This window comes from Aquabacter sediminis (assembly GCF_028863665.1).
GTDB lineage: Bacteria > Pseudomonadota > Alphaproteobacteria > Rhizobiales > Xanthobacteraceae > L1I39.
This window is the reverse complement of sequence record NZ_JARBFX010000021.1, coordinates 1-24,397: the sequence shown is the minus strand read 5'-3', so window position 1 is coordinate 24,397 and position 24,397 is coordinate 1. Positions and strand designations below refer to the sequence as shown.

At 66.5% G+C, this 24,397-nt stretch carries 21 protein-coding genes, 1 tRNA gene and 2 pseudogenes; 10 read left to right on the top strand and 14 right to left on the bottom strand.

What is annotated here, in order from left to right:
• Positions 1–271 precede the first annotated feature (271 nt).
• A pseudogene (locus PV781_RS23605) lies at positions 272–382 on the top strand (IS3 family transposase); the annotation flags it as partial.
• A gap of 23 nt (positions 383–405) precedes the next feature.
• Here the strand turns inward: PV781_RS23605 and PV781_RS23600 are convergent.
• The 4 genes from PV781_RS23600 to PV781_RS23585 form a co-directional block, all read right to left on the bottom strand.
• Complete coding sequence (locus PV781_RS23600) at positions 406–1,254, bottom strand: hypothetical protein (RefSeq protein ID WP_274778072.1); 849 nt, start codon at positions 1,252–1,254, stop codon at positions 406–408.
• A 207-nt stretch (positions 1,255–1,461) separates the two neighbouring features.
• Complete coding sequence (locus PV781_RS23595) at positions 1,462–1,866, bottom strand: hypothetical protein (protein ID WP_274778071.1); 405 nt, start codon at positions 1,864–1,866, stop codon at positions 1,462–1,464.
• Positions 1,867–1,892: 26 nt separating this feature from the next.
• Positions 1,893–2,057, bottom strand: coding sequence for a hypothetical protein (locus PV781_RS23590; protein WP_274778070.1), 165 nt, complete (start codon positions 2,055–2,057; stop codon positions 1,893–1,895).
• 45 nt (positions 2,058–2,102) lie between these two features.
• A complete protein-coding gene (locus PV781_RS23585) occupies positions 2,103–3,488 on the bottom strand; it encodes a hypothetical protein (protein ID WP_274778069.1) in 1,386 nt (461 codons plus the stop codon).
• Positions 3,489–3,592: 104 nt separating this feature from the next.
• Between PV781_RS23585 and PV781_RS23580 the strand changes: the two genes are divergently transcribed.
• The gene (locus tag PV781_RS23580; RefSeq protein WP_274778068.1) at positions 3,593–3,853 is read left to right on the top strand and encodes a helix-turn-helix domain-containing protein; all 261 of its coding nucleotides are present in this window, start codon (positions 3,593–3,595) and stop codon (positions 3,851–3,853) included.
• A 2-nt stretch (positions 3,854–3,855) separates the two neighbouring features.
• On the opposite strand, the gene PV781_RS23575 is transcribed toward PV781_RS23580, so the two are convergent.
• The 8 genes and pseudogenes from PV781_RS23575 to PV781_RS23540 form a co-directional block, all read right to left on the bottom strand.
• Complete coding sequence (locus PV781_RS23575; RefSeq protein WP_274778067.1) at positions 3,856–4,308, bottom strand: hypothetical protein; 453 nt, start codon at positions 4,306–4,308, stop codon at positions 3,856–3,858.
• Positions 4,298–4,843 carry a PWWP domain-containing protein gene (locus tag PV781_RS23570; protein ID WP_274778066.1) on the bottom strand — a complete coding sequence of 182 codons (546 nt, stop codon included), beginning with the start codon at positions 4,841–4,843 and terminating at the stop codon, positions 4,298–4,300. The genes PV781_RS23575 and PV781_RS23570 overlap by 11 nt, the downstream gene beginning before the upstream one ends.
• A gap of 381 nt (positions 4,844–5,224) precedes the next feature.
• A tRNA-Ser gene (locus PV781_RS23565) sits at positions 5,225–5,314 on the bottom strand.
• A gap of 585 nt (positions 5,315–5,899) precedes the next feature.
• A pseudogene (locus tag PV781_RS23560) lies at positions 5,900–6,185 on the bottom strand (transposase); the annotation flags it as partial.
• A gap of 386 nt (positions 6,186–6,571) precedes the next feature.
• Positions 6,572–7,894, bottom strand: a complete 1,323-nt coding sequence (locus PV781_RS23555; RefSeq protein ID WP_274778065.1) for an amidase family protein — start codon at positions 7,892–7,894, stop codon at positions 6,572–6,574.
• 46 nt (positions 7,895–7,940) lie between these two features.
• Complete coding sequence (locus PV781_RS23550; RefSeq protein WP_274778064.1) at positions 7,941–8,789, bottom strand: ABC transporter ATP-binding protein; 849 nt, start codon at positions 8,787–8,789, stop codon at positions 7,941–7,943.
• Positions 8,786–9,625, bottom strand: coding sequence for an ABC transporter permease (locus tag PV781_RS23545; protein ID WP_274778063.1), 840 nt, complete (start codon positions 9,623–9,625; stop codon positions 8,786–8,788). The genes PV781_RS23550 and PV781_RS23545 overlap by 4 nt, the downstream gene beginning before the upstream one ends.
• 12 nt (positions 9,626–9,637) lie before the next feature.
• Positions 9,638–10,624 carry an ABC transporter substrate-binding protein gene (locus tag PV781_RS23540; protein ID WP_274778062.1) on the bottom strand — a complete coding sequence of 329 codons (987 nt, stop codon included), beginning with the start codon at positions 10,622–10,624 and terminating at the stop codon, positions 9,638–9,640.
• Positions 10,625–10,987: 363 nt separating this feature from the next.
• Between PV781_RS23540 and PV781_RS23535 the strand changes: the two genes are divergently transcribed.
• From PV781_RS23535 to PV781_RS23500, 8 genes are all read left to right on the top strand, one after another.
• Entirely contained in the window at positions 10,988–11,497 is a 510-nt protein-coding gene (locus PV781_RS23535; protein WP_274778061.1) for an RNA polymerase sigma factor, read from the top strand.
• Between the two features lie 112 nt (positions 11,498–11,609).
• Positions 11,610–12,605 (top strand): FecR family protein, encoded by a 996-nt coding sequence (locus PV781_RS23530; protein ID WP_274778060.1) that lies wholly within the window; start codon positions 11,610–11,612, stop codon positions 12,603–12,605.
• A gap of 145 nt (positions 12,606–12,750) precedes the next feature.
• The gene (locus PV781_RS23525; RefSeq protein WP_274778059.1) at positions 12,751–15,198 is read left to right on the top strand and encodes a TonB-dependent siderophore receptor; all 2,448 of its coding nucleotides are present in this window, start codon (positions 12,751–12,753) and stop codon (positions 15,196–15,198) included.
• Positions 15,199–15,201: 3 nt separating this feature from the next.
• The gene (locus PV781_RS23520; protein WP_274778058.1) at positions 15,202–16,125 is read left to right on the top strand and encodes an ABC transporter substrate-binding protein; all 924 of its coding nucleotides are present in this window, start codon (positions 15,202–15,204) and stop codon (positions 16,123–16,125) included.
• Positions 16,118–18,133 carry a Fe(3+)-hydroxamate ABC transporter permease FhuB gene (gene fhuB / locus PV781_RS23515; protein WP_274778057.1) on the top strand — a complete coding sequence of 672 codons (2,016 nt, stop codon included), beginning with the start codon at positions 16,118–16,120 and terminating at the stop codon, positions 18,131–18,133. The genes PV781_RS23520 and fhuB overlap by 8 nt, the downstream gene beginning before the upstream one ends.
• A complete protein-coding gene (gene fhuF, locus PV781_RS23510; protein ID WP_274778056.1) occupies positions 18,130–18,828 on the top strand; it encodes a siderophore-iron reductase FhuF in 699 nt (232 codons plus the stop codon). The genes fhuB and fhuF overlap by 4 nt, the downstream gene beginning before the upstream one ends.
• Positions 18,825–20,462 carry a cyclic peptide export ABC transporter gene (locus PV781_RS23505; protein ID WP_274778055.1) on the top strand — a complete coding sequence of 546 codons (1,638 nt, stop codon included), beginning with the start codon at positions 18,825–18,827 and terminating at the stop codon, positions 20,460–20,462. Before fhuF ends, PV781_RS23505 begins: the two co-directional genes overlap by 4 nt.
• Positions 20,459–21,280, top strand: coding sequence for an ABC transporter ATP-binding protein (locus PV781_RS23500; protein ID WP_274778054.1), 822 nt, complete (start codon positions 20,459–20,461; stop codon positions 21,278–21,280). Before PV781_RS23505 ends, PV781_RS23500 begins: the two co-directional genes overlap by 4 nt.
• 245 nt (positions 21,281–21,525) lie before the next feature.
• Here the strand turns inward: PV781_RS23500 and PV781_RS23495 are convergent, their stop codons facing one another.
• Together PV781_RS23495 and PV781_RS23490 are read right to left on the bottom strand one after the other, a co-directional pair.
• Positions 21,526–22,554, bottom strand: coding sequence for a c-type cytochrome (locus tag PV781_RS23495; RefSeq protein ID WP_274778053.1), 1,029 nt, complete (start codon positions 22,552–22,554; stop codon positions 21,526–21,528).
• Positions 22,555–22,725: 171 nt separating this feature from the next.
• A complete protein-coding gene (locus tag PV781_RS23490) occupies positions 22,726–23,955 on the bottom strand; it encodes an MFS transporter (protein ID WP_274778052.1) in 1,230 nt (409 codons plus the stop codon).
• Positions 23,956–24,397: the final 442 nt, after the last annotated feature.

Here is a 24,397-nt window from a genome sequence, read left to right as displayed (position 1 = left end):
GGTTCTCGCAAACCCGAGCCTCACCCGAAGACCGGCCAATGGCCACCGTCAGCTACACCACCACCGGGGACACGATCCTATGAAATGCTGCTGCCGCCGCTCGTTTATAAGGTGCGCAAGGAGGTGGCGGCATAGCGAGTGACGTTGCCCGACCTGCCTAATCCAGTTTGAAGTTTGTTCTGGTCTGACGTGATCTGATGTCCGAAAACTGGACCGTTTGGAGCCGGAGTTTTCCGCGCCGAAATCCCTTGGCTGGGAGGAGCGGAAGACGATGAAGGCATCGAAGTTTTCGCACGCGCATAAGGTGTTCATCCTGAAGCTGGGAGTGAATGGCGCGCCGGTTGCGGATATCTGCCTGCGGGCCGGGATCGGTCAGGTGACGCTCGCTTCCTTCCTTCCTTCCCTTCACACAAACCCCCATTTTCTCTTCGCCAACTGCGTCTCCAGGCTGTCCGGATTGGCGAACGTCCATCCCTTGTCGATGAGGCGCTTTGCGGTCAGTTCGTTGCCCTTGATGGCTATGATCAGGAGGGCGGCGAGCTGGAAGCCGAAGCTGAGGGTGACGGCAATGAAGACCTCCCGGTCCGTCTCGGCGCTGGCAAGGTCCATGGCAAAGGGCGAGAGCAGGCTGATGGCGAGGAAGAGGGCCGCCCAGCCATAGAGCTTGCGCAGCATGAGGGGGATGCCGAAAAAGCCGGCGAAGAGGAACAAGGTCCAGCTGAAGCCGACCTTGATCGCCTTCAGCTCTCCGGTTCGGGGATTGATGAGTTGCAGTTTCATGGGGCCTCCAGAGGGTGATGGGGGGATGAAAACGGGTGCCGCCGACGCCTGAGCTTGAGGCGGAGGCGGCAAGGGCGCGGCACAGGCGGCAAGGAAGCGGTCGGCATTGATGCTGAAGGCGGGCGATGGCGCCTCAGCGGGCGTCGCTGGCACGACCTGAGAGAGATCAGGCACTTGCCAGCCGCGCAGGGCGAGGCGGACAGTCGGGGCGGACGGCTCGGCAAAGCGCCAGCCTTGCATCAGGAGGCGTCGACCCCTGTGGCCATTGAACTCGCGGGCGAAATAGACGGCGAAGGCCATCATGACGCCGCTGGTGAATGCGCTCCGCAGGCCCGAGCCGCGACCCTCGATGGCGAGGAACAGCAAGGTCGCGCAAAGCCAGAGGCCGAAGGCTAACGCCAGGATCGGCCAGCTGAAGCCGATGCCGACGCGCGTATGAGCACCCGTGACGGGGTGAACAAGCTGAATGCGCATGATGTGATTGGATCCCTATGGTCGCTCGGAGTTGGGAGCCGGCAAGGCGCAGGTGTTGCGTTCGCGGGGCGCTTGCGGCTGGCTGCGGATCGGGCGATGACGGTTCAAGGCAAGGGCCCGTGCCCTTCCGTCGGGCGGCACTGCGAATGATGGGCCGGCCTACATGTACCCAGGCTCATGAAGGAGCGAGCCCACGGCACGAGCCCGCTATTTGGCGGGGAAGATCAGCGCCTTGATGCATCCGCCACTGGTCCTGGCCAGCGTGCCCTTTTCCGCGAAGATGGACTGGGTCAGTTCGGCATTGTCGCCGGGCTTGACCATGTCGAAGAGGGGACGGGCCGAGAGCGCGAAGGCGGAAGAGCCGCCCGTTGTGCCGATGAGCTCCACCGAGGCGACGACGCGGCTTTGGCCCCGATTGGCAATGGAGGCCTTGAAGGTGATCCTCGGAACACCGGACATGAAGTCCGGTGCCTCGCGAAGGGAGATGTTGTTCAGCCGCACGGCGCCATCGGTCTCGAAACGGGTGAGGTCCTCGAGCGTGTCGAAGCACCGCCAGGCGGAAGGCGGTTCCTTTTCCTGTGCGGCTGCAGTCAGGGGCAAAGTTGCGCACATGAGGCCGGCCCAAAGAACTACCGCTCTCATCGCCCGACGCGCCCCAGCAGCGAGCCGAGGCCGAGCAGGATGAAGCCGCCCAGAAACGCGGTGAGGCTCATGCCGAGCTGGATGTCCGACCGGGAGACCGCCGCACTCACGATGGCGCAGACAAAGGCGAGAAGGGCAACGGCGTACATGACAAAGCGCATCTGTGTTTCCTTTCGTTGAGAGGGACGGGGGAAAGGCGGAAGGGGCTATGGCGCGGCAGTGAGCGCGCTCGCCAGAAGGAAGCCTTGCTGGCCCGTGCGCGTGCTGCCCGCGACGACCATGACGGGTGCCTCGCCGATGGGCGTGACAGGCCGCAGCGGGCCGCTCGTGATGACCTCTGCGCCCACGTCGAGAAGGGTGCACAGGCCTTGCGCGTTGAAGTTCGCCAAGGCCGCCTTGCGCTGTGCTCCGATGGGGCGGCCAAGGACGGCCTTCATCAGGTCCAGCGAACGGCAGAAAATGGTTTTCTCTGAGACCGTGCGACTTTGCCCTATGCCGTCCTGCGTGGGGCTGCCTGCTGTCCTCTGCGGCTGGACGTCAGCCGAAGCGGCGCCGTCGAGCGCCTTGCGGGCGCCCATGAGGTCGGAAAGCCGCTGGCGACGCTCCCGGACCTGCGTGTCAACCTGCCGCATGGCGGTTTGACGAGTGTAGTCAGGCATCGGCTGGCCCTGAATTTGGGCAAGCTGCTGTTCGGCGCCCTTCAGAGAGGCCCGTGCTTCGGCAATGCCAGCGTCAAGAGCCGCCCTCTCTTTCTCCAGGTTGACCCGCTTTTCCTCCAGCTCAACGCGTCGACGCTCTGCTTCCTGCTCCGCGCGTTGCTTTTGAAGCGCCTCGTCGCGCTGGCGTTGCGCCTCCGCATAGATGCGGGTGAGTTCCGTATTCACCTCGGTCTCTGCCCGTGTGAGGCCTTCGTTCACTGCGGCATAGGTCGCGTCATCGGCGAAGTCCTTCATGCGGCCGAGGACAGTCTTCTCCGTCAGCACCGTCTTGAGGTCACCCGCTACATCGCCGCCCTTTCGCCGGATGCGATCGACGCGAATGCCGAAGTCAGCGACCCTTTGTGCGCCCTTGCGCAAAGTCGGGTCCTTCATGTCGCCCGTGGAGAGCCAGTCATCGGCAAACCGGGCGCTGATCTCCTTGGCGAGGCGCCTGAGTTGCCGGTCGGTGGAAAGCTGGTCGGAGAACGCCTCATAGAAGAGCGTAACCTGCTGTTCGCAGGTCACCTTCACACGCGTGCCAGCAGGCGGCCTTTGCTGCGGCACGTCTGGCTGATCCTCCAACGCGCGCTGAATGTCGGTGCTTGGCGCGGCGGATACGAACGTTGCGGCAAAGGTGCCGGCGCATGTGCCACCGAGCATCTTCTCGACCGCCGGATTGGACGGGCCGGGCACAAGGCCAAGAGCGTTGAGGCCGAGGGCGACCATGGAGAAGCCAAAGGCCTGATCGGCCGTCATCTCCTCGGGCAACACGTATTTCTGCTCGAAGATGCGGTCCTTGTAGCCGAACTCCAGACGCTCTTGGGCGCTGGCCTCAACGGCAGACAGAAGGGCAAGGGCCGCACCGGCGGCCAGACGGGAACGGTTCTGCATCATGTGATGTTGGCGTCCATGCGCCTTTCAGTTGTGGCGAAGCTAGCGATTAATGATGGCTATGGCCAGTGGTTTGATAGGCGCCGCAATCGCCAGCATGCGCGTCCATGAAGGGACGTGCCGTTCTGGCCTGGAATGTGCGGGCCCTGCGGGTGGAGCGGGGATTGTCGCAAGAGCGCCTGGCGGCGGATGCCGGGATCGACCGGGCGTATCTGGGCGGCATTGAGCGGCAGGTGGAAAACCCCACCATCGACCTGCTTGACCGCCTGGCGCAGGTTCTGGACGTGACTTTGAGTGACCTGGTGCGCCTGCCGGCTGAAGGGGCGACGCCTCCGGTGCCGCTGAAGCGCGGGCGCAAGAAGAGCTGAACTTACAGCCGGCTCTGGCCAGCCCGTCGCAGGCAAAGGTCGGCGCGGACTTCATCGGCAAAACGGGCGATCAGCGCGGCTTCGAGATCCGACAGCAGGCCCATCCGACGCGAAACGATCACCGGCAGAATGCGCGCCTTGGCCTCAAGGCCGAGCGATGTGCATGCCTCACGCCCTGCAATGCGCTCCAGCGCGCGTTCGGCGCGCCTGAGATGCCGCATGCCAAGGGCGCCGGCATAGCGCCCGTCCGCGTCTGGATCGGCTTCATAGCCGGCCTTGAGCGCCGCCACGGCCTGCGCATAGAGCACGCAGTCGCGGATGAGGGCACGATCTTTCGCGGCCTGCCTGCGGCGCCGACGGCGCCTGTTTCCCTGTCCCATGTGAGGCTCCCCTTTTGCACGCGCGAAGAGAGGGGAGACGCCGCGATGCGGCGCCTCCACGTCGTCAGCCGGCATGCATCGGGTGGAGAAGGGCGAGCTCGGTGAGCTGGCGCGAGAAGTGGCCCATCTCCTCGTAGTCGATGAAGACGCAGCTCGCCCGTCCCTCCACGAGGGTGAGGACCTTGGCTGGCCACCAGCCCTGGAACTCGCCGTCCGAATAGTCGGCCATGAGCACGACGTCGCCGACAGCGATTGCACGCCAGAGGCGATCATCGACAGGCTTGGTGTCGGGCTTCTCAGCGACAGAAGCGACGGGCGCGGCACCGGGGGGGGAGGGCTCGGCCGCCCCGGGCGCCTCGGTGGCGGGCTGCTCGTCAACGACGGGCGCGATGTTCTTGGCGGCAGCTTCACTCTCAGCCGCCTCCGCCGTGGCCGCGACAGCCGCCTCTTCAGCAGAGGGCGCGGCGCCGTCAAAAGCCGCCTGAGCGACCTCCGAGGCCTCGCCAGCGGCCGGCAGTGCCTTTTCGTCGACAGGCGTGGCCGTCGCGCCTTTCTTCGCCTCAGCGGCCTTCGGAGCGGTCTTGACGTTGATACGCGTGATCGAAGCCATGATGTGTCCTTTCATAGAGGGCTTGGGCCCGCAAAAGGTATCATAACACCGACAAAATGTCAAGCGAACCGTTGCCACACCACGATTTCGGGCACGAAACCGCTCCAAAAACGCAAAGTGCGCTGGAGGGCTTAGAGACGCGGTTTTGGTGGGATTTGGTGCCGATCGCCCCCTCGGCACCCGGGTGGCATATGGCGCCCAATTGCTTCACGCGGTGCGAAAGGGCTGCGCTTCAGCCGTGGCGCCGTGCGTCTGGCTGCCGCCAGTTCAGACGGCCCTCGCGCGCGCGTGGCCAGCGTTTTTGAGATGTGGGGACGAATGAGGGGAAGGGAAGCGGCTGCACTTCCAAGTCATTGAAAAATAAAGGATATTTCCGTGAATTGGCGGAGAGAGAGGGATTCGAACCCTCGATACGGTTTCCCGTATACACGCGTTCCAGGCGTGCGCCTTCAACCACTCGGCCACCTCTCCTCAGCGCGCAGGCGCGCTGCAGCCCTGGACTTCCCGGGGGCGGGCTGCGCCTCCCCGGGGCCGGCGAACCGGCGTGCGCATTTCACATGCGCGTCGCATGACCAGGCGAGGATCTGGACATCCCTCTGGACCCGAAGGCATGAAGCCGGTGGGTCTGCCTGTGCGAACCTGCCGAGGCGGCATCCTTAAGGATGCCGGCGCGGAGAACCGCGCCACCCAGGCAAGGCGGCGAAATATACCCAGCGGAGGGGCGCTGGCAAGCCGGATTTCGCGCCGTCCCCAATCATCCGTGCACAGGCCCTGCCGGGCGGGGAAATGCGGGCGCCCCCGTCGTACGCCGAGGACGCCTCACGGGGGGTCGAAGGTCCTGATGGGCGGAGCATCGCCGTCTTTCGGGGGCCGGATCTGCCGCGCACGGGTGCCACCCCGTGTCGAGCATTACCATGCGGTGGCGGCATGCGCCCTCCTTCCCTGGATTTGCATGTGGCGCGGGCTTAAGGGCGAGGCCTGTGCGGGCCGCCTCCGTCCAAGGCGAGTGGCCATCGGCAGCCTGATCTTCCCCCGAAAAAGTGGACGGGGTTAAGCCGCTCTGCGTTCCATATCGCGCTCCATCTGCAACCGCTCGTTCTCCCGCCTGAGCCGGGCGTTCTCCGCAGCACGGTCGGCCGGCGACGGGCCCGCCGCCTGCGGGATCGGGCGATGCGCCGGCCCCGTCGCCTGGGGTGCGAAGTCTCTCACCCACCGCCGCAGCACCGTCCCGTGCAGCCCCAGCTCCTGTGCCACTCTGTGAGGTGGAAAGTCCGCTGGAGGTCACCCGGTCAACGGCCTCCCGCTTGAACGCCTCTGGAAAAACCCGACGCCGTGGGCCCATCGAACACTCCTGTGAAGCTCGCAACGGCTAACATGGGTGTCCACAAAACCGAGGGAGGATCACCCCCCCCGGCGTGCCGGGTCGCCACCTCCCCAGGAGGCCATCGATCAACGGTGCTCGCCACCCGCTCGGCGCCCCGCCCCTTGTTCGGCAGCAGCGGTGCGAAGATCGCCCATTCCTCGTCGCTCAGTTCATGACGGCGCCTCTCTCAGGCTCCCGGTTCGGGAGCTTTTGCCACGGGCCACTCGAACACGCTCACTATGGGGCCACGTCCGAGGCGATGGGGCAACGTCAGGCTCAAAGGCAGAGGGCCCCTGGCACCGACGGTGTGATCCTTTGACGGCGGGCGGCCTTGTTTGTTTCGTCGGCAAGCGGGCGGGGCAGGCTTACACCTGCCGCTGAAACTGCTGGGCGAGGCCCGCCACCACACTGTCACGGCCGGCGAGACCGATGAAGCTGAGGGAGGAGGGAAGTCCGGCGCGGGCCGGGGCGCCGGGAACTGCGACGGCGCACAGGTCCATCGGATTGACGAAATAGGTATAGGTGCCCATCACCCCATTGCGGACCATGGGGTCAGCCAGCATCTCATCGATGGTGTAGATGGTAGGCACCGTCGGCACGACGAAGGCGGCGTAGTCGGCAAGCGCGATTTCCGCGGCGCGCTTCAGCTCCCGCATCCGGTAAATCGTCTCGAACGCCTGTTTGGCGGAATAGTTGCGCCCCGGTTCAATGGCAGCGAGCGCCGCGGGGTGGATGGCGTCGCGGTGGGCCGTAATGACCTCGTCGTATTCCACGAGGCGCTCGGCCACGAGAGCGGACTGAAACACCAGCCGCCCGGCCTCCTCGAATGGCGAGAAGTCGATCTCCTCCAGGATGTATCCGAGCCCGCGCAGACGATCGAGATTTGTGTCGAAGGCAGCCTCGGCGGCGGAGTCGCCGAAGAAGCGCATCTGGCTCCGGCGCGGGATGGCGAGGCGCGAAGAAGGGGGCAAAACTGGCGCGGTCGCGATGGCGTCCGCATCGTGGCGGCTCCAGGCGTCGAGTGGATCGTGTCCGGCGATGAGACCGAGAATCTCGCTCGCGTCGCCCACACGCGCCGCGAAGATGGGGATGCAGTCCAGCAGGCGGCTGTTATAGACCGCGCCGCGCATGCTCACGAGGCCAATGGTGGGCTTAAGGCCCACGATACCGTTGCAGGCGGCGGGTACACGTCCTGATCCGCCAGTGTCGCTGCCCAGCGAGAAGGACACGATCCCCGCTGCCACGGCCACACCGGACCCCGAACTGGACCCTCCGGGAATGAAGGCGGGGTCGAGCGCATTGCGGCACAGTGGGGTGGGGCTTCGCGTCCCATTCAGGCCCGTCGCGAACTGGTCCATGGTGTTCTTGCCAATCAAGACCGCACCCGCGGCCTCAAGGCGCGTGATCGCAAGCGCACTGTCGTTCGGCGCCATAGCCACGACTGGACAATTCAGTGTCGTCGCCATCCCCTGAACGTGCAAATTGTCTTTCACCGAGAAGGTGAGGCCGAGCAGTGGGAGATTTTCGCCAGCCTTGGCCCGCGCAGCGACCGTCGCCGCAGCCCGTTCCACATCCGCGCGCGGCACCAGGGCGGTGAAGATGCCGTCGCCTTCCGCCGCCTTCGCGTGATCGGCCGCAGCGAGCGCCAGTTCAACCGGATGGACGCCGCTCGCGAGCGCCGCCCGCACCGCCTCGAAGCCTGGAAGGGTCGGCTGCGTGGCAGGAGCAACTTTATCAAGCATCGTGGGTTACCTCGAAGGCCTTCCGGCTCTGCTGGCGGATGAGGTCGAGACACTCCCCGCGAAGCGCCTGGAAATGAGCACCAAGCGTCGTCTCGATCGTGCGTGGACGTGGAAGCTGCACCGCGAGGTCTCGAACGATGCGTCCCGGCCCCGCCGACATGACGAGGACGCGGTCGGCCAGCAGAACGGCCTCGTCGATATCGTGCGTCACGAAGAGGATGGTGGTGTCCAGTTGCGCCCAAAGCCGGAGCAGGCTCTCCTGCATCACCGTCCGGGTCTGGGCATCAAGGGCGCCAAACGGCTCGTCCATCAAAAGGATGTTTGGCCGGTTGGCGAGCGCCCGCGCGATGGCGACGCGCTGCTGCATGCCGCCTGAGAGGGTGTGCGGCAGGGCATGGGCGGAGCGCGAGAGGCCGACCATCTCAATCAGTTCGTCGGCGATGCCCCCTGCCTCGGCGCGGGATTTTCCCGCCATGCGGGGGCCGTGTGCCACATTCGCCCGTACCGACTTCCAGGGAAACAGGCGGGGTTGCTGGAACACGACGCCACGATCGGGTCCCGGTGCCGTGACGACTTTGTCACCCACCACCACCTCGCCCTCATAAGGGCTCTCGAACCCTGCAATGGCGTTGAGCAGCGTGGACTTTCCGCAGCCGGACGGCCCCAGCAGGCAAATGAACTCGCCCCGGCGCACCTGAAAGGACACGCGATCGACGACGGGAAAAAGCTCTCCCCCCTCCCGCTCGAAGGCGATGGTGACTTCGCGGACATCGATCTCCACCCCTTCGGCCTGTCGCAGCGGGGGAGGCACGGGCTTGCGGATCATGGACGTGATGCTCATCGCCACCACACCAGGCGCTGAGCCAGGACCGCAAAGCAACGATCGGCGATGAAGGAAATCAGGCCCAGCGCCACAAGGCCGGCGAAGACGAGGCCCGTCTGCATGTTTTGCTGGGCCAGTTGGATCCGATAGAAGATGCCGGCGAAGGCTCCTGCCAGCTCAGCCGCCACCAATGTGTAGAAGGAAATCCCAACCGCGGTGCGCAGGCCAACGACGATGTAGGGCAATGCGCTGAGCAGGACCACCTCCCCCAGCAACCGACGACGTGGGGTGCCCAGCATCTGGGCGGCGCGGACCAGTCCCTGATCGACCTTCTGTACGCCAAGATGGGTGGACAGCCAGACAGTAAAGAACACACCCCAGAAAATCAGGAAGACCTTGCCCCCTTCCGACAGCCCGAACCACAGAATGACAATGGAGACGAAGGCGATTGGGGGGATGGGCCGCAGCACCTGGAACACAGGGCCCAATAGACCGGAGAAAAACGCTGAGCGCCCCGTGAGCAGGCCGCATCCCACGCCGACGAAGGAGCCAACAAGATACCCGGTCGCCACGCGCTTCAGGCTCGCCGCCACGTCTTCGACAAACAGGCCGCTGGTCACCCATTCCATCATCGCGCGCGCAACTTCCGTCGGTGCGGGAAAAAGGATGGGATTGACGATCCTCGCCTGCGCGATCAACTGCCATACCACCAGAAACAGCGGGATGGAGACGATCCCCGCGGCCATGTTGATCCGCTGGCTCAGCCGAGCCTTGCGCCGCGGCTTAGCCCCCGCACCGGGGAGCGCTCCTGCCCCGCGTGGGGGAAGGGTGGCGGGAGTGGAGATGTCAGCCATGACACCGGCGCTTCAGTCGAGCTTGTAGGTGACGCGAGCGGCGTCAAGCTGGCGCAGGGGTTCGGGAAAGAGCACCACGGCGAAGTCGGGCACGCTTGTCACGCCGGGCGGGTGGTTCTTCGTATCGAGACGCCACTGGGCATGGGTCTTAAGAGCATCGATCTGCTTGGCGCCGATGCCCACTTGGTAGACATAGTCGCTCCAGATCGGCCTCAAATCCTCCGGTTTCATGCCGACGGCCTTTGAGACCACTTCGATCGCCTCTTCGGGGTGCGCCTTCACCCACGCTTCAGCGGCGATGAGAGCGGCGAGGAATTTGGAGACGATCTGCGGATTGGCCTTCAGGTAATCCTGCATCAGCACAATGTTGAAGGTCTCAGAATAAACGCCCTTCGTATCGAGAAGCACGGCTTCATCGCCGAGCGCCTTCTTGCCATTGGTGATGTGCGGCTCCCAGGTGTCATAGGCATCGATGCTTCCAGCGGCCAACGCCGGCAGCATCTCCTGGGGCTTCAAATTGACGAGCGTGACGTCCTTGCTGGTGAGGCCGGCTTTCTTCAGCAGCTCAGTCGTGTAGACTTCGCTGCCGGTCCCGGCGGTGTAAGCGATCTTCTTGCCCTTGAGATCAGCAAAAGACGTGATAGCCGCCTTCTTCGCCGTGAGCGTCTTGATATCCGAATATTCCATGCCAGCCACAAATGCGATGGGCTGGCCGGCCATGGCGGCCGCTGTCACCGGTGCTTCTGCCGTGGTGGCGATGTCGGCACCACCCCCGATCACGGTGTCCAAGGCCTGTTTGCCACTGGTGAAGTTGCTCACCGAGACGTCCAGGCCTTCCTTTTCGAACAGGCCCTGTGCCTTGGCGACGATGGTGAGCGCCGAGATGGGCGCCAGGTTCTGCGCGAGGCGCGTCTTCACAAGCTCAGCCGCGCCTGCGCTCGCTGCCGGCAGCAGGAGGATGGCAGCGGCAATGACTTTGAAGACCTTGAAATGCTGCATGGCCCGATCCCTCTGCTGCGGTGCACGGATGACACCATCGAAAGGGCTAGAGCCGCGCTTTAGAAGCAATTAATTGCTGACTGCAGAAACCTTGAGCACCAAAGCTGTTCAACCAAGCGCTCTGCGCCTGGACCTGGCCTCTGCAGCCCGGGATGGGGGCCGCATGGCATGCCCCCCCAAAATGGAAGATTGCTAAACTCCGCCTGCCCACCGAATGGCCCTGGCGAAGGCCATAACGGCGATATAGATTGATACAAAGCCATTCAAATCTCGTTCTTTCTGCATGCCCTGAGTTCTTCTGCTGGGCACTGAGGCAAGACGACGAAATCCGCCCTTCAGTCCTCCTGCTCGTCTCTGATGACCATGTCGATCGACGCAATTTTCCTCGACAAGCGCACCTTGCTGATCAGCCACCTTCATCGCTTGGTGGGGTCGCGGCAGGTGGCGGAGGAACTGGCGCACGAAAGCTATCTGCGGGTGGCCAACGTGCTGCGCGACCGGCCTATCGAGCATGTCCAGGCCTTCCTGTTCCAGACCGCCCGCAACCTGGCGGTGGACCATTTGCGGCGCGAACGCACCCGCCGCGCGGTGGAGGTGAGCGCAGCCGACGAGGACAGCCTCTCCGACGTGCCGGACGGGGCCGTCTCGACCGAGCAGAAGGTCATAGACGGGGAGCGGCTGCGCCTGTTCGAAAAGGCGCTGTCCGGCTTGCCCGAGCGGGCGCAGCAGGCCGTGATCCTGAACCGGCTGCACGGCTGGAGCTATCCCCGGATCGCGGCGCATCTGGGCGTTTCGCCGAATACCGTCTATGGCGACATCCGTGACGCCCTTGCCCATTGCCTTGATGCGCTGGCGGAGCGCGATCTGCCGTGAGCCTGCCCTTCCTTCCCCAGTGCTCCGCATCTGCGTGTCTCCCGCCCGCATCCCAGCGGGGAAGGCGGGGCTGGGCCGCGGACGGCCTGGCCGCGCACCGGGATGACACGTGGTGAACGATCCGTCCTCAGGCCGCCAGACGCGCGCCGGGAGCCCGTCCTCTGCCGACCCGGTGCAAGCGGAGGCGCTGGACTGGTTCACGCGCCTCCAGGGCCAGCCCGCCGATGCCATGCTGAAAGCCCGCTTCGCAGCCTGGCGTGATGCGGACCCGCGGCACGCCGCCGCCTACGGCCGGATCGCCCGCATGTGGGGCGATCCGGCTTTCGCCGTCGCGGTCGAGCGGCGCGCCGCGGCTCAGGCGCAGGTGGCGGCACCCCGCCGGAGCGTGACCCGGCGCGGATGGCTGGCAGGTGGCATGGCCGCCGCCCTGCTCCTGGCGGTGGGCGGCGCGCACGTGTCGGGTGCCTGGCCCCGCCTCGGCGCCGACTATGCCACCGCCGCGGCGGAACGCCGAACGGTGCAATTGCCGGACGGGTCGCGCATGACCCTCGACGGAGCCAGCGCGGCCGCCATCGACTTCAGCGGCGATCGCCGCACCGTCCATCTCTTGGAAGGCGAGGCCTTTTTCGACGTGGTGAGCGACCCGGCGCGCCCGTTCCGGGCGCTGGGGCGGTTCGGCGAGGTGGAGGTGACGGGGACGGCCTTTTCCGTCCGCCTCGGAGAGAGCGCCGACGAAGTGGTTCTGGCGCGCGGGCGGGTGGAGGTGCGGCCGCTGGCGGGCGATGATGCCCCCTCCCAGCTCAATCCGGGTGACATGATCGCGGTGGGCCGCAATGGCCTCTCGCCCGTGCGCAAGGTGGACACGGAGCGCGCACTGGCCTGGCTCGACGGACGCCTCAGCTTCAGCCGGCGGCCGCTCGGCGATGTGATCGAGGATGTCCGCCGCAGCTATGACGGCCGCATCTTCATCCTGAATGGCGATGTGGCCCGGCGGGAGGTGAGTGGCAGCTACCGGCTGGATGACCCCGTGCTGGTCATCCGCTCGCTGTCCGAGGCGGCGGGCGCGCAGGTGTCCTTCCTGCCTGGCGGCATCGTCCTATTGAGATGACAGCACTATTTGTCCAGTTTGGAACTCCATTAGCTCCAATGTTTGCCTGAGCGCGACTTTTCCTTGTGAGGGAGGCACCCCCCACCCGTTCCATCCTCAGGGGCGCATGTGCGGCCCCGCGGCGATATTGTCGGGTGAGGGCGTTGTGACCAATTCCTGTGTGGTGCGCGGTGGGCGCGGACGTTTGCGTTTCTCCAGGCTGGGGCGGGCCCTTCTGGCGTCCAGCGCACTGACCCTCGGGCTTGTCGCTTCGCACCAGGCCAGCGCACAAGCCACGCCGCAGGCAGTGTCGCCGGCCGCCGCACAGGCGGTCAATTTCTCCATTCCCGCCCAGCCGCTGGCCAATGCCATCGACGCTTTCATCCGTGTCACGGGCTGGCAGGTTGGCTATTCCTCGGCCCTCGCCGACGGCCTGTTTTCCAAGCCGGTGAACGGCGCCCACACGCCCCTGGAAGCGCTGCGCATCATGCTCGGCGGGACCGGGATCAGCGTCAGCGCCACCGGTCCGCGCACGGCGACCCTGGTGGCCCCGCCCAGCCGGGGCGGATCGAGCAGCGACGTGTTGCTGGACATGATCCAGGTGCAAGGCGAGGACCCGACCCGGCACGTGGACGGCTATCTCGCCACGGTGAGCGCCACCGCGACCGGCATCGCCACGCCCATCATCGAGACGCCGCAATCGGTCTCCGTGGTCACCAGCGACCTGATCCGCGACACCGGCGCCTCCACGGTCACCGAGGCGATCCAATACACGCCGAGCGTCAACGCCCAGTCGCCCGCCTTCAGCCGCACCGTGGACGATCTGATGATCCGCGGATTCAACGTCGCCAACGGCAATATGGGCATGCTGCGCGACGGCATGAAGTACCAGTCCAACGTCTATGACGGCGGCCAGGAGCCCTATGGCCTGGAGCGCATCGAGATCCTGCGCGGTCCCTCCTCCATCCTTTACGGCCAGCTCTCGCCCGGCGGCGTAGTGAACGCGGTGTCCAAGCGGCCGACCTTCGAGCCCTTCTACGAGGTCAATGCGGAATATGGCAGCTTCGACTGGGCGCAGATCTCCACCGACATGGGGGGCCAGGCGCTCGGCAACCCCAATATGGCCTACCGTTTCACGACCCTGTTCCGGAAGGCTGATACCAATATCGACTATGTGAACGATGATCGGATCTACATTGCTCCGGCCTTCACCTGGCGCAATGACACGACATCGCTCACCATCCTCGCCAATTACCAGCAGATCGACTCCCGCTTCGTCGCGCCGGCGCCCTATTCGGCGCTCGCCAGCGGCCAGGTATCCGGCAGCCTGTTCATCGGCAATACCAATTACGACACGTTCGAAACGCAGACATCCTCCATTGGATACCTGTTCGAGCATGAATTCGACAATGGCATGCGCCTGCGCAATGCCACGCGCTACTACCAGGCGGACGTGACCTGGAACTACATGCAATGGGGGCTGCTCCAGGCCAATGGCAACCTCATCCGGCGCGCCAGCGACCGGCAGGATACGTCGTCGGGCGTCACCTCCGACACGAGCCTGGAATGGAAGTTCGAGACGGGCGGCATTGTCCATACCGCGCTGGCCGGCTTCGATTATTATTATCGCGGCTATGATACGGACCGCTACCGCAGCGGCCTCTACAACAACTTCAACATCTACTTTCCGGACAATAACCAGCTCCCACCCACCATCAATTACACCGTCAATTATGGCTCGAACAGCACGGGAAACCAGTACGGCCTCTATCTTCAGGACCAGATGAAGATCTGGGACAAGCTGGTGATACTGGTGGGCGGTCGCTATGACTGGGCGCAGTCGGAGAGCACCAGCTACCAGACCAATACGGTCACCAACCAGAATGACAGCGCCTTCAGTGGCCGCGCGGGCCTCGTCTACCTGTTCGACAATGGCCTTGCGCCCTATCTGAGCGTCAGCCAGTCGTTCCAGCCCCAGGTGGGGGCCAATTCCTTCACCGGCACCGCCTTCCAGCCGAGCAGCGGGCTGCAATACGAGGCCGGCATCCGGTACGAGCCGGCGGGCGCCAATTATCTTCTCAGCGCGGCGGTGTATGACATCACGCAGTCCAACGTGGTCACCACCGATGCAAGCGGCCTCCAGTACCAGATCGGCGAGGTGAACTCGAAGGGCTTCGAATTCTCCGCCACCGGCAAGTTCGGCGCGCTCAACATGGTGGCCGCCTATTCCTACACCGATGCCCGCATCACCCAGAGCGTGGACCCGTCCGAAATCGGGCAGCGCGAAGCCCTTGTGCCGCTGAACACCGTGGCCGTTTGGGCCGACTATGCCCTGGACGAGCTGGGCGCCCGTGGCCTCAAGATCGGTGCCGGCGTTCGCTATCTCAGCGACATGAACATGCCCGACGTGGGCACCGCCGTGCCCGGCTACACGCTCGTCGATGCCATGGTGCGCTATGACCTGGGCGCCGCCAATCCGAACCTGAAGGGCGCGGTGCTCGCGGTGAACGGCAAGAACATCTTCAACACCCAATACATGACCTGCACCGGTTCGGACGGCTGCCGCTACGGCGTCCCCGCCTCGGTCACCGCCACCCTCACCTATCGCTGGTGAGGCATGGGCCTTACCCCTCGTTCTGCTCTCGATCGCCGGACGCTCGCCAAGGTGCTCCTTGGCGGGCTTCTGGCGTCCGCCCTTCCTGCCGCTGCCCGTGCGCGGGAAGGGGGTGCACGGCGCGTGGTGTCGCTCGACCTGATGCTCACCGAGCAATTGCTGACCCTCGGCGTGCCGCCGCTTGCCGTCGCCAACATCCCGCTTTACGAGCGCCTGGTGGCCGTGCCCGCGCTGCCGTCGGGCGTGGAGGATGTGGGGCCCCAGCAGGAGCCCAATCGCGAGCTGATGCAGTATCTCCAGCCCGACCTCATCGTCGGGCTGAGCTGGCAGGCTTTCCGCCAGCAGGCCCTGGCGCGCATCGCGCCCGTGGCCTTCCTGCCCCCGCCCGGCCGCACCGGTGCACCGGTTGAGGGCGTCCAGGACCTCCTCGCTGACCTTGGCCGCAGGACCGGGCGGGAGCAGGAGGCGGAGACAGCCAACGCCTCCCTCCGCGCCCGTCTCGCGGAGGCCCGCGCGCGCCTTGTCCCCCATGTGTCGCGCCCGGTCTATTTCGTGCGCTTCCTGGAGGATGGCCGTCATGCCGCCGTCTTCGGCACCCGGTCCCTGATCGGCGACGTGGCGGCGCGGATCGGCCTCGCCAATGCCTGGACGGGGCGCGGCAATGCCAGCGGGGTCGCAACCATCGGCATCGCCGATCTCGCTGAGGTTCCACAGGCCGGCCTCATCCATTTCGACCGGGGCGCGGAAACTGCCCGCGCCCTCGCGCGCCTTAACGACAGCCCCTTCTGGCAAGCCTTGCCGCTGGTGCGCGCGGGCCGGGTCGTCGCCATGCCGGTGATCTATCCGAGCGGCGGGGTCGCCTCGGCCCTGCGCCTCATCGCGCAGGTCGAGGCCGTCTATCTGCGCGAAGGCGGCTCCCGTGTCTGACGCCCTCTCCACTGCCCGCGCGGCGATATTGAACCGCACGGGTCCTTTCGCGCCCTGGCTCGGCCTCATCCTCCTGGCGCTCGCCGCCGCCCTCCTGGCACGCGCCTGCGCCACCCAGGTTGCGCCGGGCGCCTGGTGGACGATGACAGTGGCGCCGATCCCGTTCGACATGCACCAATTGATGGTGCGCGAGGCCCTCTTGCCGCGCTTCGCCGTCAGCCTTCTGGCGGGCGCCGCCCTGGGGCTGTCCGGGGTCCTGTTTCAGCAGGTGCTGCGCAACCCGCTCGCTGAGGCCGGCACCCTCGGCGTGTTCGCCGGCGCCAAGCTCGCGGTGATGGCCGCGCTTCTGTTCGCCCCCGGCCTGCTGGCCTTCGGGCTGGAGGCCCCGGCCTTGGCTGGCGGCCTTCTGAGCTTCCTGGCCGTGGCCGGCATCGGCGCGCGGCAGCGCTTCGCGCCGCTGGTGGTGATCCTGGCAGGCATGGTGGTGGGGCTTTTCTGCGAAGGCATCAGCCAGGCACTGCTGCTGTTCTACCACGAGGCCCTGACCGACCTGTTGGCCTGGCAAGCGGGAAGCCTCGCGCAGAACAATTGGGGGCCGGCCCGCATGCTGACGGTGCTGTTGGCAGCGGGATCGGGCGCGGCGGCGCTGCTGGCCCGTCCTCTGTCAGCCTTCGACCTGTCGGAAAGCAGCGCCCGCAGCCTCGGCGTCGCCGTGGCACCCGTGCGGGCCATGGCCTTGTGTGCGGCGGTGGGCCTGGCGGTGGGCGTGGCCGCAGGGGTGGGCGTGATCGGCTTCATCGGCCTTGCCGGTCCCGCCCTCGCACGCGCGGCGGGGGCACGCACGCTCGGGGCGCGGCTCTGGAGCGGCCCCCTTCTCTCGGCCGGTCTCCTTGCCCTCACGGACCAGGTGGTTGCCGCCATCTTCGGCTCGCAACTGCCGACGGGCGCCGTCACCGCCGTCCTCGGGGCACCCCTCCTTTTGTGGCTGCTGCGTCGCGTGCGGGCCGGCGCCGTGGGGCCGACGGTCCAAGCATCCGAGGGGCGGCGCCTGGGCGAACAGGCGGTGCCACTGACCCTGGCGGCGCTCACCGTGGCGCTGGCCGCCGCCTGCGCCCTCGCCCTCATGCTCGGACGCACGCCGGGCGGATGGGCGCTGGCGCTCGGATCGGATTTCACCGCCATGCTACCCTGGCGCGGACCGCGTGTGGCGGCCGCGGCCGCAGCGGGCGCTCTGTTCGCGCTGGCCGGCCAGATCCTCCAGCGCACCACGGGCAATCCGCTCGCCAGCCCCGAACTGTTCGGCATCGCCGCCGGCGCCGGGCTCGGCCTGCTGGCGGCGCTTTTCCTGCTTCCCCAGGTGGATGGCCTCCTCCTGTTCGCCAGCACGAGCTTCGGCGCGGGCGCGACGCTCGCGGTCATGATGGCGCTCGGCCGGCGCACCGCATTCGCCCCGGCCCATATCCTGCTGGCGGGCATGGCGCTCACCGCCCTGCTCTCGGCGCTGGGAGCGGTCCTGATGTTCAGCGGCGATCCCCGCGCGATGGTGCTGATGGCCTTCCTCTCCGGCTCGACCTATGGCGTCACCGCCGGCGAGGCGCTCGCCGCATGTAGCGCCGCGCTCGTGGGGCTTGCCCTCCTGCCCCTCATGCGCCGCTGGCTGGCCATTCTGCCCCTCGGTCCCGATGTGAGCCGCAGCCTCGGCGTGCGGCTGGGCCTGAGCCGGCTGGCGCTTCTGGGGCTCGCAGCCATCGCCACGGCAGTGGGCACGCTCATCACAGGCCCCCTGTCCTTCGCCGGCCTGCTGGCGCCACACATGGCACGCCTCCTGGGATTTCGCGGCGGCCTCGTGCAGAGCTATGCGGCTGCCCTGATGGGCGCGGGCCTGATGGTGTGCGCCGACCTCCTGGGCCGCACGCTTGCCTTTCCCTGGCAGATGCCGGCGGGGCTGGTGGCGAGCCTGATCGGCGGCGGCTATTTCCTGATGCTGCTGGCGCGGCGCCTGCGATGATCGCCGCGCTCGCCCCCCTTTTTCGCGGCCCCCTCGCGCCCTATGCCGAGGCTCTCCGCCTGGAGACGGACAGCGCCGCCCATCCGGGCTCGGTCCTTAGCGATCCCCCCTTCCTCACCGCCCAGACGCGCCTTTTTGCCCGACGCTTTGCCCAGCCAGAGCGTCGGGCCGTAGCGTCGCTTTGGATGAAGCACCATGTCTCCGCCGTCCTCACGCCGGTGCTGGCGGCCAATCTTCTTCTCGGCCGGCAGATGCCGGTGGCTCTTGAGGAGATCCAGGTCCTGCCCGGCCCGGATGGCATCGCCAAGGCCCTTATCCTGCGCCATCCGGGCACGCCGATCAGCCGCGACGATCCCCACGCCCGTTTCGCCCCCCTGCTGGAGGGCCATGTCGCCCCGTTGGTGAAGGCGCTGGCGAAGGCGAGCGGCATTGCCCCCAAGGTGCTGTGGAGCAATGTGGGGAACTGGTTCGACGGCCTCGTTGGCGAAGCCGAAGCCATGGGCGCGGAGGGGGTTGGCGAGGCCCGTGCGCTCCTGGCGTTGGAGCGTGCGCCGGATGGCACCCGCAATCCTCTCTTCGCCGCCGTGCGCCACACGCGGGAGGGGCGCAAGCGCCGGGTGTGCTGCCTGCGCTACCTCATTCCCGAACTGGATTTGTGCGACACCTGCCCCCTGCCCCACCCGGTGCGCCCGTGAGCATCGGGATCGACCCCTCACTCACCTTCACCCGCCTCATCGCGCCTTTCAGGGCCCGCATGGCGCTGGCCGCGCTGGCGGGCCTCTTGGGTGGGGCGGCCATGGCGGGGGTGCTGGCCGCCGTGAATGCAGCCCTCGCGGACCCTGCTTCCCCGGCCAATCTGGCACTGGTACTGGGCCTCGGTGGAGCGGCGCTGGCTGGAACGCTCGCGGCGGACATGACCTCGACGCTGGTGGGCCAAAGGCTCGTAGCGGAGTTGCGCGGCCACCTCGCCCGCCTCATCCTCGGGGCGCCGCTGCGGGAGCTGGAGCAGTTCCGGGGCCATCGCCTCATCCCCATCCTGGTGTCGGACATCGCCATATTGAGCGAGATGGCCTCGGTTCTGCCGCCCTTGGCGGTGGCGCTGGTGGTGGTGGCCGGGTGCCTCACCTATCTGGCTTTGCTCTCGCCGCTACTGTTCGGCCTGACCTTTCTCGTGCTGACGCTGGGTGTCGTCCTGCAGCTATGGGCGCGGATACGCGGCGTTCGGCTCTATGTGTCCGCACGCGATGCGGAAGACGACCTCCACCGGCACTTCCGCACCCTGGTGGAAGGCGCCAAGGAATTGCAGTTGCACCGGGGCCGGAGAACGCGCCTGCTCTCCGAGGGCTTTGTCGCAACGGCGGAGCGCATCCGTGCGCTCCAGGCCCGTGCCATGGTCATCCTCATTGCCTGCCGGACCCTGGGCTCGGGGCTTCTCATCTTGCTGGTGGCACTGGTGGTGGGGCTTTCGGCGCACCAGGGCGGGGCAGAAACGGCGCGCGGCTTCGTTCTGGTCCTCCTGTTCATGAAGGGGCCGCTCGACCAGCTTCTCAACCATCTGCCGGCGGCAGGACGGGCACATGTCGCCTGGAGCCGCATCCGGGGCGTCGCGCACCGCTTCGGGGCGCTCCAGGGACCAAAGGCGAGCGCGCACCGCACAGCCCTGGGGCCGCTGCGGGAATTGCGGCTGGAGGGCGTGACCTTTCAGCACGCAGAGGCGGGAGGGGGATTCCAGCTCGGACCCCTCGATTTGTCCATCGCTGCCGGAGAGACGCTGTTCGTGGTCGGGGCCAATGGCGCGGGCAAGACGACGCTCATCAAGCTCCTGCTGGGCCTTTATGCGCCCGGCACAGGCCGCGTGCTCTGGAACGGCCAGCCGGTCGGCGAGGCCGACCGCGACGCGTACCGGCAGATGTTCGCCGCCGTGCTCGCCGACCACTTCCTGTTCGATGGCCCCGCCGAGGGAGGCGCGGGACGCGCGCTCGGCCTGCTGGACCGGCTCGGCCTCGCCCATAAAGTCACGCTGGAGGGCACCACGTGGTCGACCCTCGATCTCTCCACCGGCCAGCGCAAACGCCTCGCGCTGGTGGATGCCTGGCTGCAGGATCGGCCGGTGATGGTGTTCGACGAATGGGCGGCAGACCAGGACCCGAGCTTCCGCCGGCTCTTCTACGAGGAGATCCTGCCCGAGCTGAAGCAGGCGGGCCGCACGCTCATCGTCATCTCCCATGATGACCGCTACTTCGCCGCCGCCGACCGCCTCCTGATGCTTGAGGGCGGCCGGCTTCAGCCGCTTTCCGCGGCGCGCGCCCTGAAGGAGACTGCTCCGTGACCCTTGAAACCGTCTCCTCCCTCGCGCCGCCCACCGGCGCCGACACACCGCTCTTCGTTCTGGAGAGGGCCGGCTTTGCCGTGGAGGGGCGCTCCCTTCTCTCACCCCTCGACCTGGAGGTGAAGGCCGGGCAGGTGACGGGCCTCATCGGCCATAACGGGTCGGGAAAGTCGACCTTGCTGAAGCTGCTCGCCCGGCAGCAGGCGCCCACCTCGGGCGCGATCCGCTTCGAGGGGCGCCCGCTCGCCCAGTGGAATGCCCGCGCCTTGGCGCGCCGCATCGGCCACCTGCCCCAGCAGCCCCCCGCCGCCCCCGGCGTTCGTGTGCGCGAATTGGTGGCGCTTGGGCGCTATCCCTGGCATGGCGCTTTGGGGCGCTTCGGGGCGCAGGACCACGCCAAGGTGGAGGAGGCCCTTCACGCCACCGGGGTCGCCGACCTTGCGCACCGGGATGTGGACACGTTGTCGGGCGGGGAGCGCCAGCGGGCCTTCATCGCCATGCTGCTGGCGCAGGATGCCCCCACCTTGCTGCTGGATGAGCCCACCTCCGCCCTCGACATCGCCCACCAGATGGAAGTGCTCACCCTCGTGCGCGCCCTGGCGGACATGCGCGGCATGAGCATCCTCCTGGTGCTGCACGACATCAACCTCGCCGCCCGCTTCTGCGACGAGATCCTTGCCCTGCGGGCCGGGCATCTGCTGGCGCGCGGTGAACCGGCGCAATTGATGGAGCCACAGACGCTGGAGCAGATCTACGGCATCGCCATGCGCGTCATGCCCGCCGAGCAGCCGCGCCGGCTGATGGCCTTCGTGCCTTGACCCTATGCTGGCGGGCGGTCAGCCCACAGCCATCCATTGGTGCCGCCGCCCCGCTCGTCACCGCCCGCTGGGCGTGGGATCTGGTACGCGATACTTGAGGACCTTGTTGCCGGCGGCTTACGCGGCGCGCCAAGCGCAGTGTTCGCGGGGACAGACTAGGCTTGCCGCGGTCAGTTCAACAAGACCCGAAAACGGCTGGCCCGGACCGCTCACGACGCTCAAGGACAGTCTGCGGTCGCAACGGTTCATCGGGTGTTGGGATTGGGGATTTCCCCGTGCCGTTCCCTCAGCCTGGCGATCTCCGCCCGGATGGGGGCGAAAGGGCCGTATCGGTGCTGCTCAGGGGAAAAGCTGTCCGCATAAGGCGGATAGCCGGCGTCTACCGGCTTCAGCAGCAAGTCGGGAAAATCGCGTTCAAGGCCCGCCAGCCGGGGCCTGGGCTGCGAGATCACAAAGGCGGCCACGTCCCAGGCCTCCTCCGGCGGGAGCGTCGGGGCGACCCAGGATGTGCCATTCGGCATGTTGTCGTGGACGAAGTTGGCAAGGGTGATGAGGCGCGCGGCGCCGGCCCCATCATTGAAACTGTCCGGCCCCCACAAGGGCGGCACCGCATAGCCCATTTCCGGCAACGCCACATTGCGCCGCACGCCCAGGCCATCGCGGCGATGGCACGCGGCGCACTGGCGGGCATAGACCGCAGCGCCCCGTTCGGCATCGGCGGGGCGATCAAGCTCCGCCATCGCGCCCGCGCCGGCCCCGACGATTGTTCCGCCATCGGGAATATGGGTCGACAGGACGCGCAGATAGGTGAGGATCGCCTGCATGGGCCGCGCGCTCTCCGGCATCGGCCGCCCGTTCATGCTGCGCTTCAGGCATTGGTTGACGCGGTCGAAGATGGAGATGGCGGCGTCGGTCCGGGCGCTATAGGCGGGATAGTCCGCTGAAGCCGTGACCAACGGCAAGGCGAACTTTTTCAGGCCACCACGCAGATGACAGTTGGCGCAGGCCAGGTTGTTGCCCGCATAGCGGTCTTCGGAATTTCGCGCGGCCGGGCCGATATGGGCATAGGTCGCCTCGATGATGGAGCGGCCGTAGCGTGCAAGGCGGCCGGTCTCGTCGTCTGGCAAGGCATCGATGGCCGGCACATCCCACACCACGATGTCCTTGCGCGCCGGCGCGGGCTCCGGCTGGGCAAAGGCCAGCAGCGTCGAGAAGGCCAGAAGACCAGCCAATGCGCCGATAACTTTGAGACCGGTAAGACCGTAAGACGCCATTATTTCAGCCCGCCTCCCCGGCGTGATCATTCCAGACCGGCAAAGTTGAAGCAATCGGGGGGCGGGCCGCCTCCAAGTCCAGAGCATGCGCCGATCAGCCTGCACCGCAGACTGATCGGATCACACATTCTCTATCAATAAGTTAGAGGGCGATTCCCAGATCAGATTGGTTCAATCTGATCGGATCGCGCTCGAGGCGCGCAGCGTCCGCCGCCCGGCCATCAAGGCGGCCATGGCGATGACAAGCGGGACCAGGGACAAAGCCAGAAGGGTGTTCCAGCCGAACGCGGACAACAATCCACCAGAAAGGAAGGAGCCCACGGCCATCGTGCCGAACACGGCGAAATCGTTGAAGGATTGAACGCGGGCCTTCTCTTCCGGCCGGTGGCAGTCGAGCACCATGGCCGAGGCGCCGACAAAACCGAAGTTCCAGCCCAGGCCGAGCAGAACCAGCATGGCCCAGAAATGCCCGACCTCGATGCCAAACAGCCCCGCCACGGCCGCAAGTCCGATGAGCGCGAGCCCCGTCGCCACCACTCGCGCGGCGCCGAAGCGGCTGATCAGGCGGCCGGTCCAGAAGCTCGGGGCGTACATGGCGATGACGTGCCATTGCAGGCCGAGATTCGCAGCTTCCTGCGAGTGGCCACAGAGCCGCATGGCCAAGGGCGCCGCAGTCATGAGGAAGTTCATCAGGAGGTAGGAAACGACGCCACAGGTCACGGCCAGGATGAAGCGCGGCTGCTGGATGATGACGCCCAGGGGCCGCCCGCCCTTCCGGTCGGCGACACTGGGCAGAGGCAGCTTGACCCCGATGAGCACGAGCGCGGAGAGGCCCGCCGCCACGGCCTGTCCGATATAGGTGGCGGCGAACAGATAGGGAGGCGATAGGTTCATCGTGTAGGTGACGAGCTGCGGCCCCAATATGCCCGCGAATACCCCGCCCGCCATCACCGCCGACAAGGCCCGGGGCCGGCGCTCCGGGGCGGCGCAATCGGTCGCGGCAAAACGGAAGCTCAGCACAACCGCGGCATAAACTCCGGCCAGGAAGGTCGACACGCAGAACAGCCAGAAAGCCCCCTGGATGACGGCAAGGGAGGCAAGAAGCCCAGCCACCCCGCCGCAAGCCGTGCCCAGCATGAACACGGTTCGGCGGCCATGGCGTTGCGCGATGGCCCCCGCCGGCAGGGTGCACAGCGCCATGCCCACCACGAAGATGGAGATGGGGAGGGTTGCGAGCGCCTTGCTGGGCGCAAGCGTGTGCCCGACGATCGCGCCGGTGGCAAAGACAACGGTGGCATTCATGCCCGCCAAGGCTTGGGCGAGCGAAAGCCTAAGGACATTGCCGCGTTCCAGCCGCAAGGCCGCCGACAGATTTTCGTGGGGGGACAAGGTGGTGCTCACGCCGCATTGGGCCTTCTTCACTGCGGCTGTGCGGCGTGTCACCGACGCAGCCGTTGCGGGCCTTCGCCATCTGGTGCCCGCTTCGCTGAATGCATTTGCGCCTGTGGCGGCCGTTTGTCGACCGCCTGATGCGTGTGCGCCGTCACTTGGGTCCACTGCGCGGGGGCGGATCAGCCGAGATCGCTGAAATGCTCTCGATTTCCTTTGTGCGGGGATGCATACGCCGATGGGAGTTTGGCGCAAGAGGGGGCGGGGCGCTCGTCCTTGCGTCTGGCTTTTGCCGCCCGCTGCGGGGGCCATGTGATGAACAGCAAAAACCCCCGTTTGTCTTTCGACGCCCGGGGGTTTTTGTTTTGATTATCGTTTTTAGAGCTTTGATGTCCTTTGCAGGCCTGGCAGCGACCTACTCTCCCGCGTCTTGAGACGAAGTACCATTGGCGCT

Bases quoted from the DNA above. Each gene is read 5' to 3' on its own strand.
- PV781_RS23550 (WP_274778064.1), bottom strand. From the start codon at position 8,789: ATGAGCATCACGTCCATGATCCGCAAGCCCGTGCCTCCCCCGCTGCGA.
- PV781_RS23520 (WP_274778058.1), top strand. From the start codon at position 15,202: ATGGGCCTTACCCCTCGTTCTGCTCTCGATCGCCGGACGCTCGCCAAG.
- fhuF (WP_274778056.1), top strand. From the start codon at position 18,130: ATGATCGCCGCGCTCGCCCCCCTTTTTCGCGGCCCCCTCGCGCCCTAT.
- PV781_RS23590 (WP_274778070.1), bottom strand. From the start codon at position 2,057: ATGCGCTTTGTCATGTACGCCGTTGCCCTTCTCGCCTTTGTCTGCGCC.
- PV781_RS23545 (WP_274778063.1), bottom strand. From the start codon at position 9,625: ATGGCTGACATCTCCACTCCCGCCACCCTTCCCCCACGCGGGGCAGGA.
- PV781_RS23570 (WP_274778066.1), bottom strand. From the start codon at position 4,843: ATGGCTTCGATCACGCGTATCAACGTCAAGACCGCTCCGAAGGCCGCT.
- PV781_RS23540 (WP_274778062.1), bottom strand. From the start codon at position 10,624: ATGCAGCATTTCAAGGTCTTCAAAGTCATTGCCGCTGCCATCCTCCTG.
- PV781_RS23495 (WP_274778053.1), bottom strand. From the start codon at position 22,554: ATGGCGTCTTACGGTCTTACCGGTCTCAAAGTTATCGGCGCATTGGCT.
- PV781_RS23600 (WP_274778072.1), bottom strand. From the start codon at position 1,254: ATGCGCATTCAGCTTGTTCACCCCGTCACGGGTGCTCATACGCGCGTC.
- PV781_RS23575 (WP_274778067.1), bottom strand. From the start codon at position 4,308: ATGCCGGCTGACGACGTGGAGGCGCCGCATCGCGGCGTCTCCCCTCTC.
- PV781_RS23580 (WP_274778068.1), top strand. From the start codon at position 3,593: ATGAAGGGACGTGCCGTTCTGGCCTGGAATGTGCGGGCCCTGCGGGTG.
- PV781_RS23595 (WP_274778071.1), bottom strand. From the start codon at position 1,866: ATGTGCGCAACTTTGCCCCTGACTGCAGCCGCACAGGAAAAGGAACCG.
- PV781_RS23585 (WP_274778069.1), bottom strand. From the start codon at position 3,488: ATGATGCAGAACCGTTCCCGTCTGGCCGCCGGTGCGGCCCTTGCCCTT.
- PV781_RS23535 (WP_274778061.1), top strand. From the start codon at position 10,988: ATGTCGATCGACGCAATTTTCCTCGACAAGCGCACCTTGCTGATCAGC.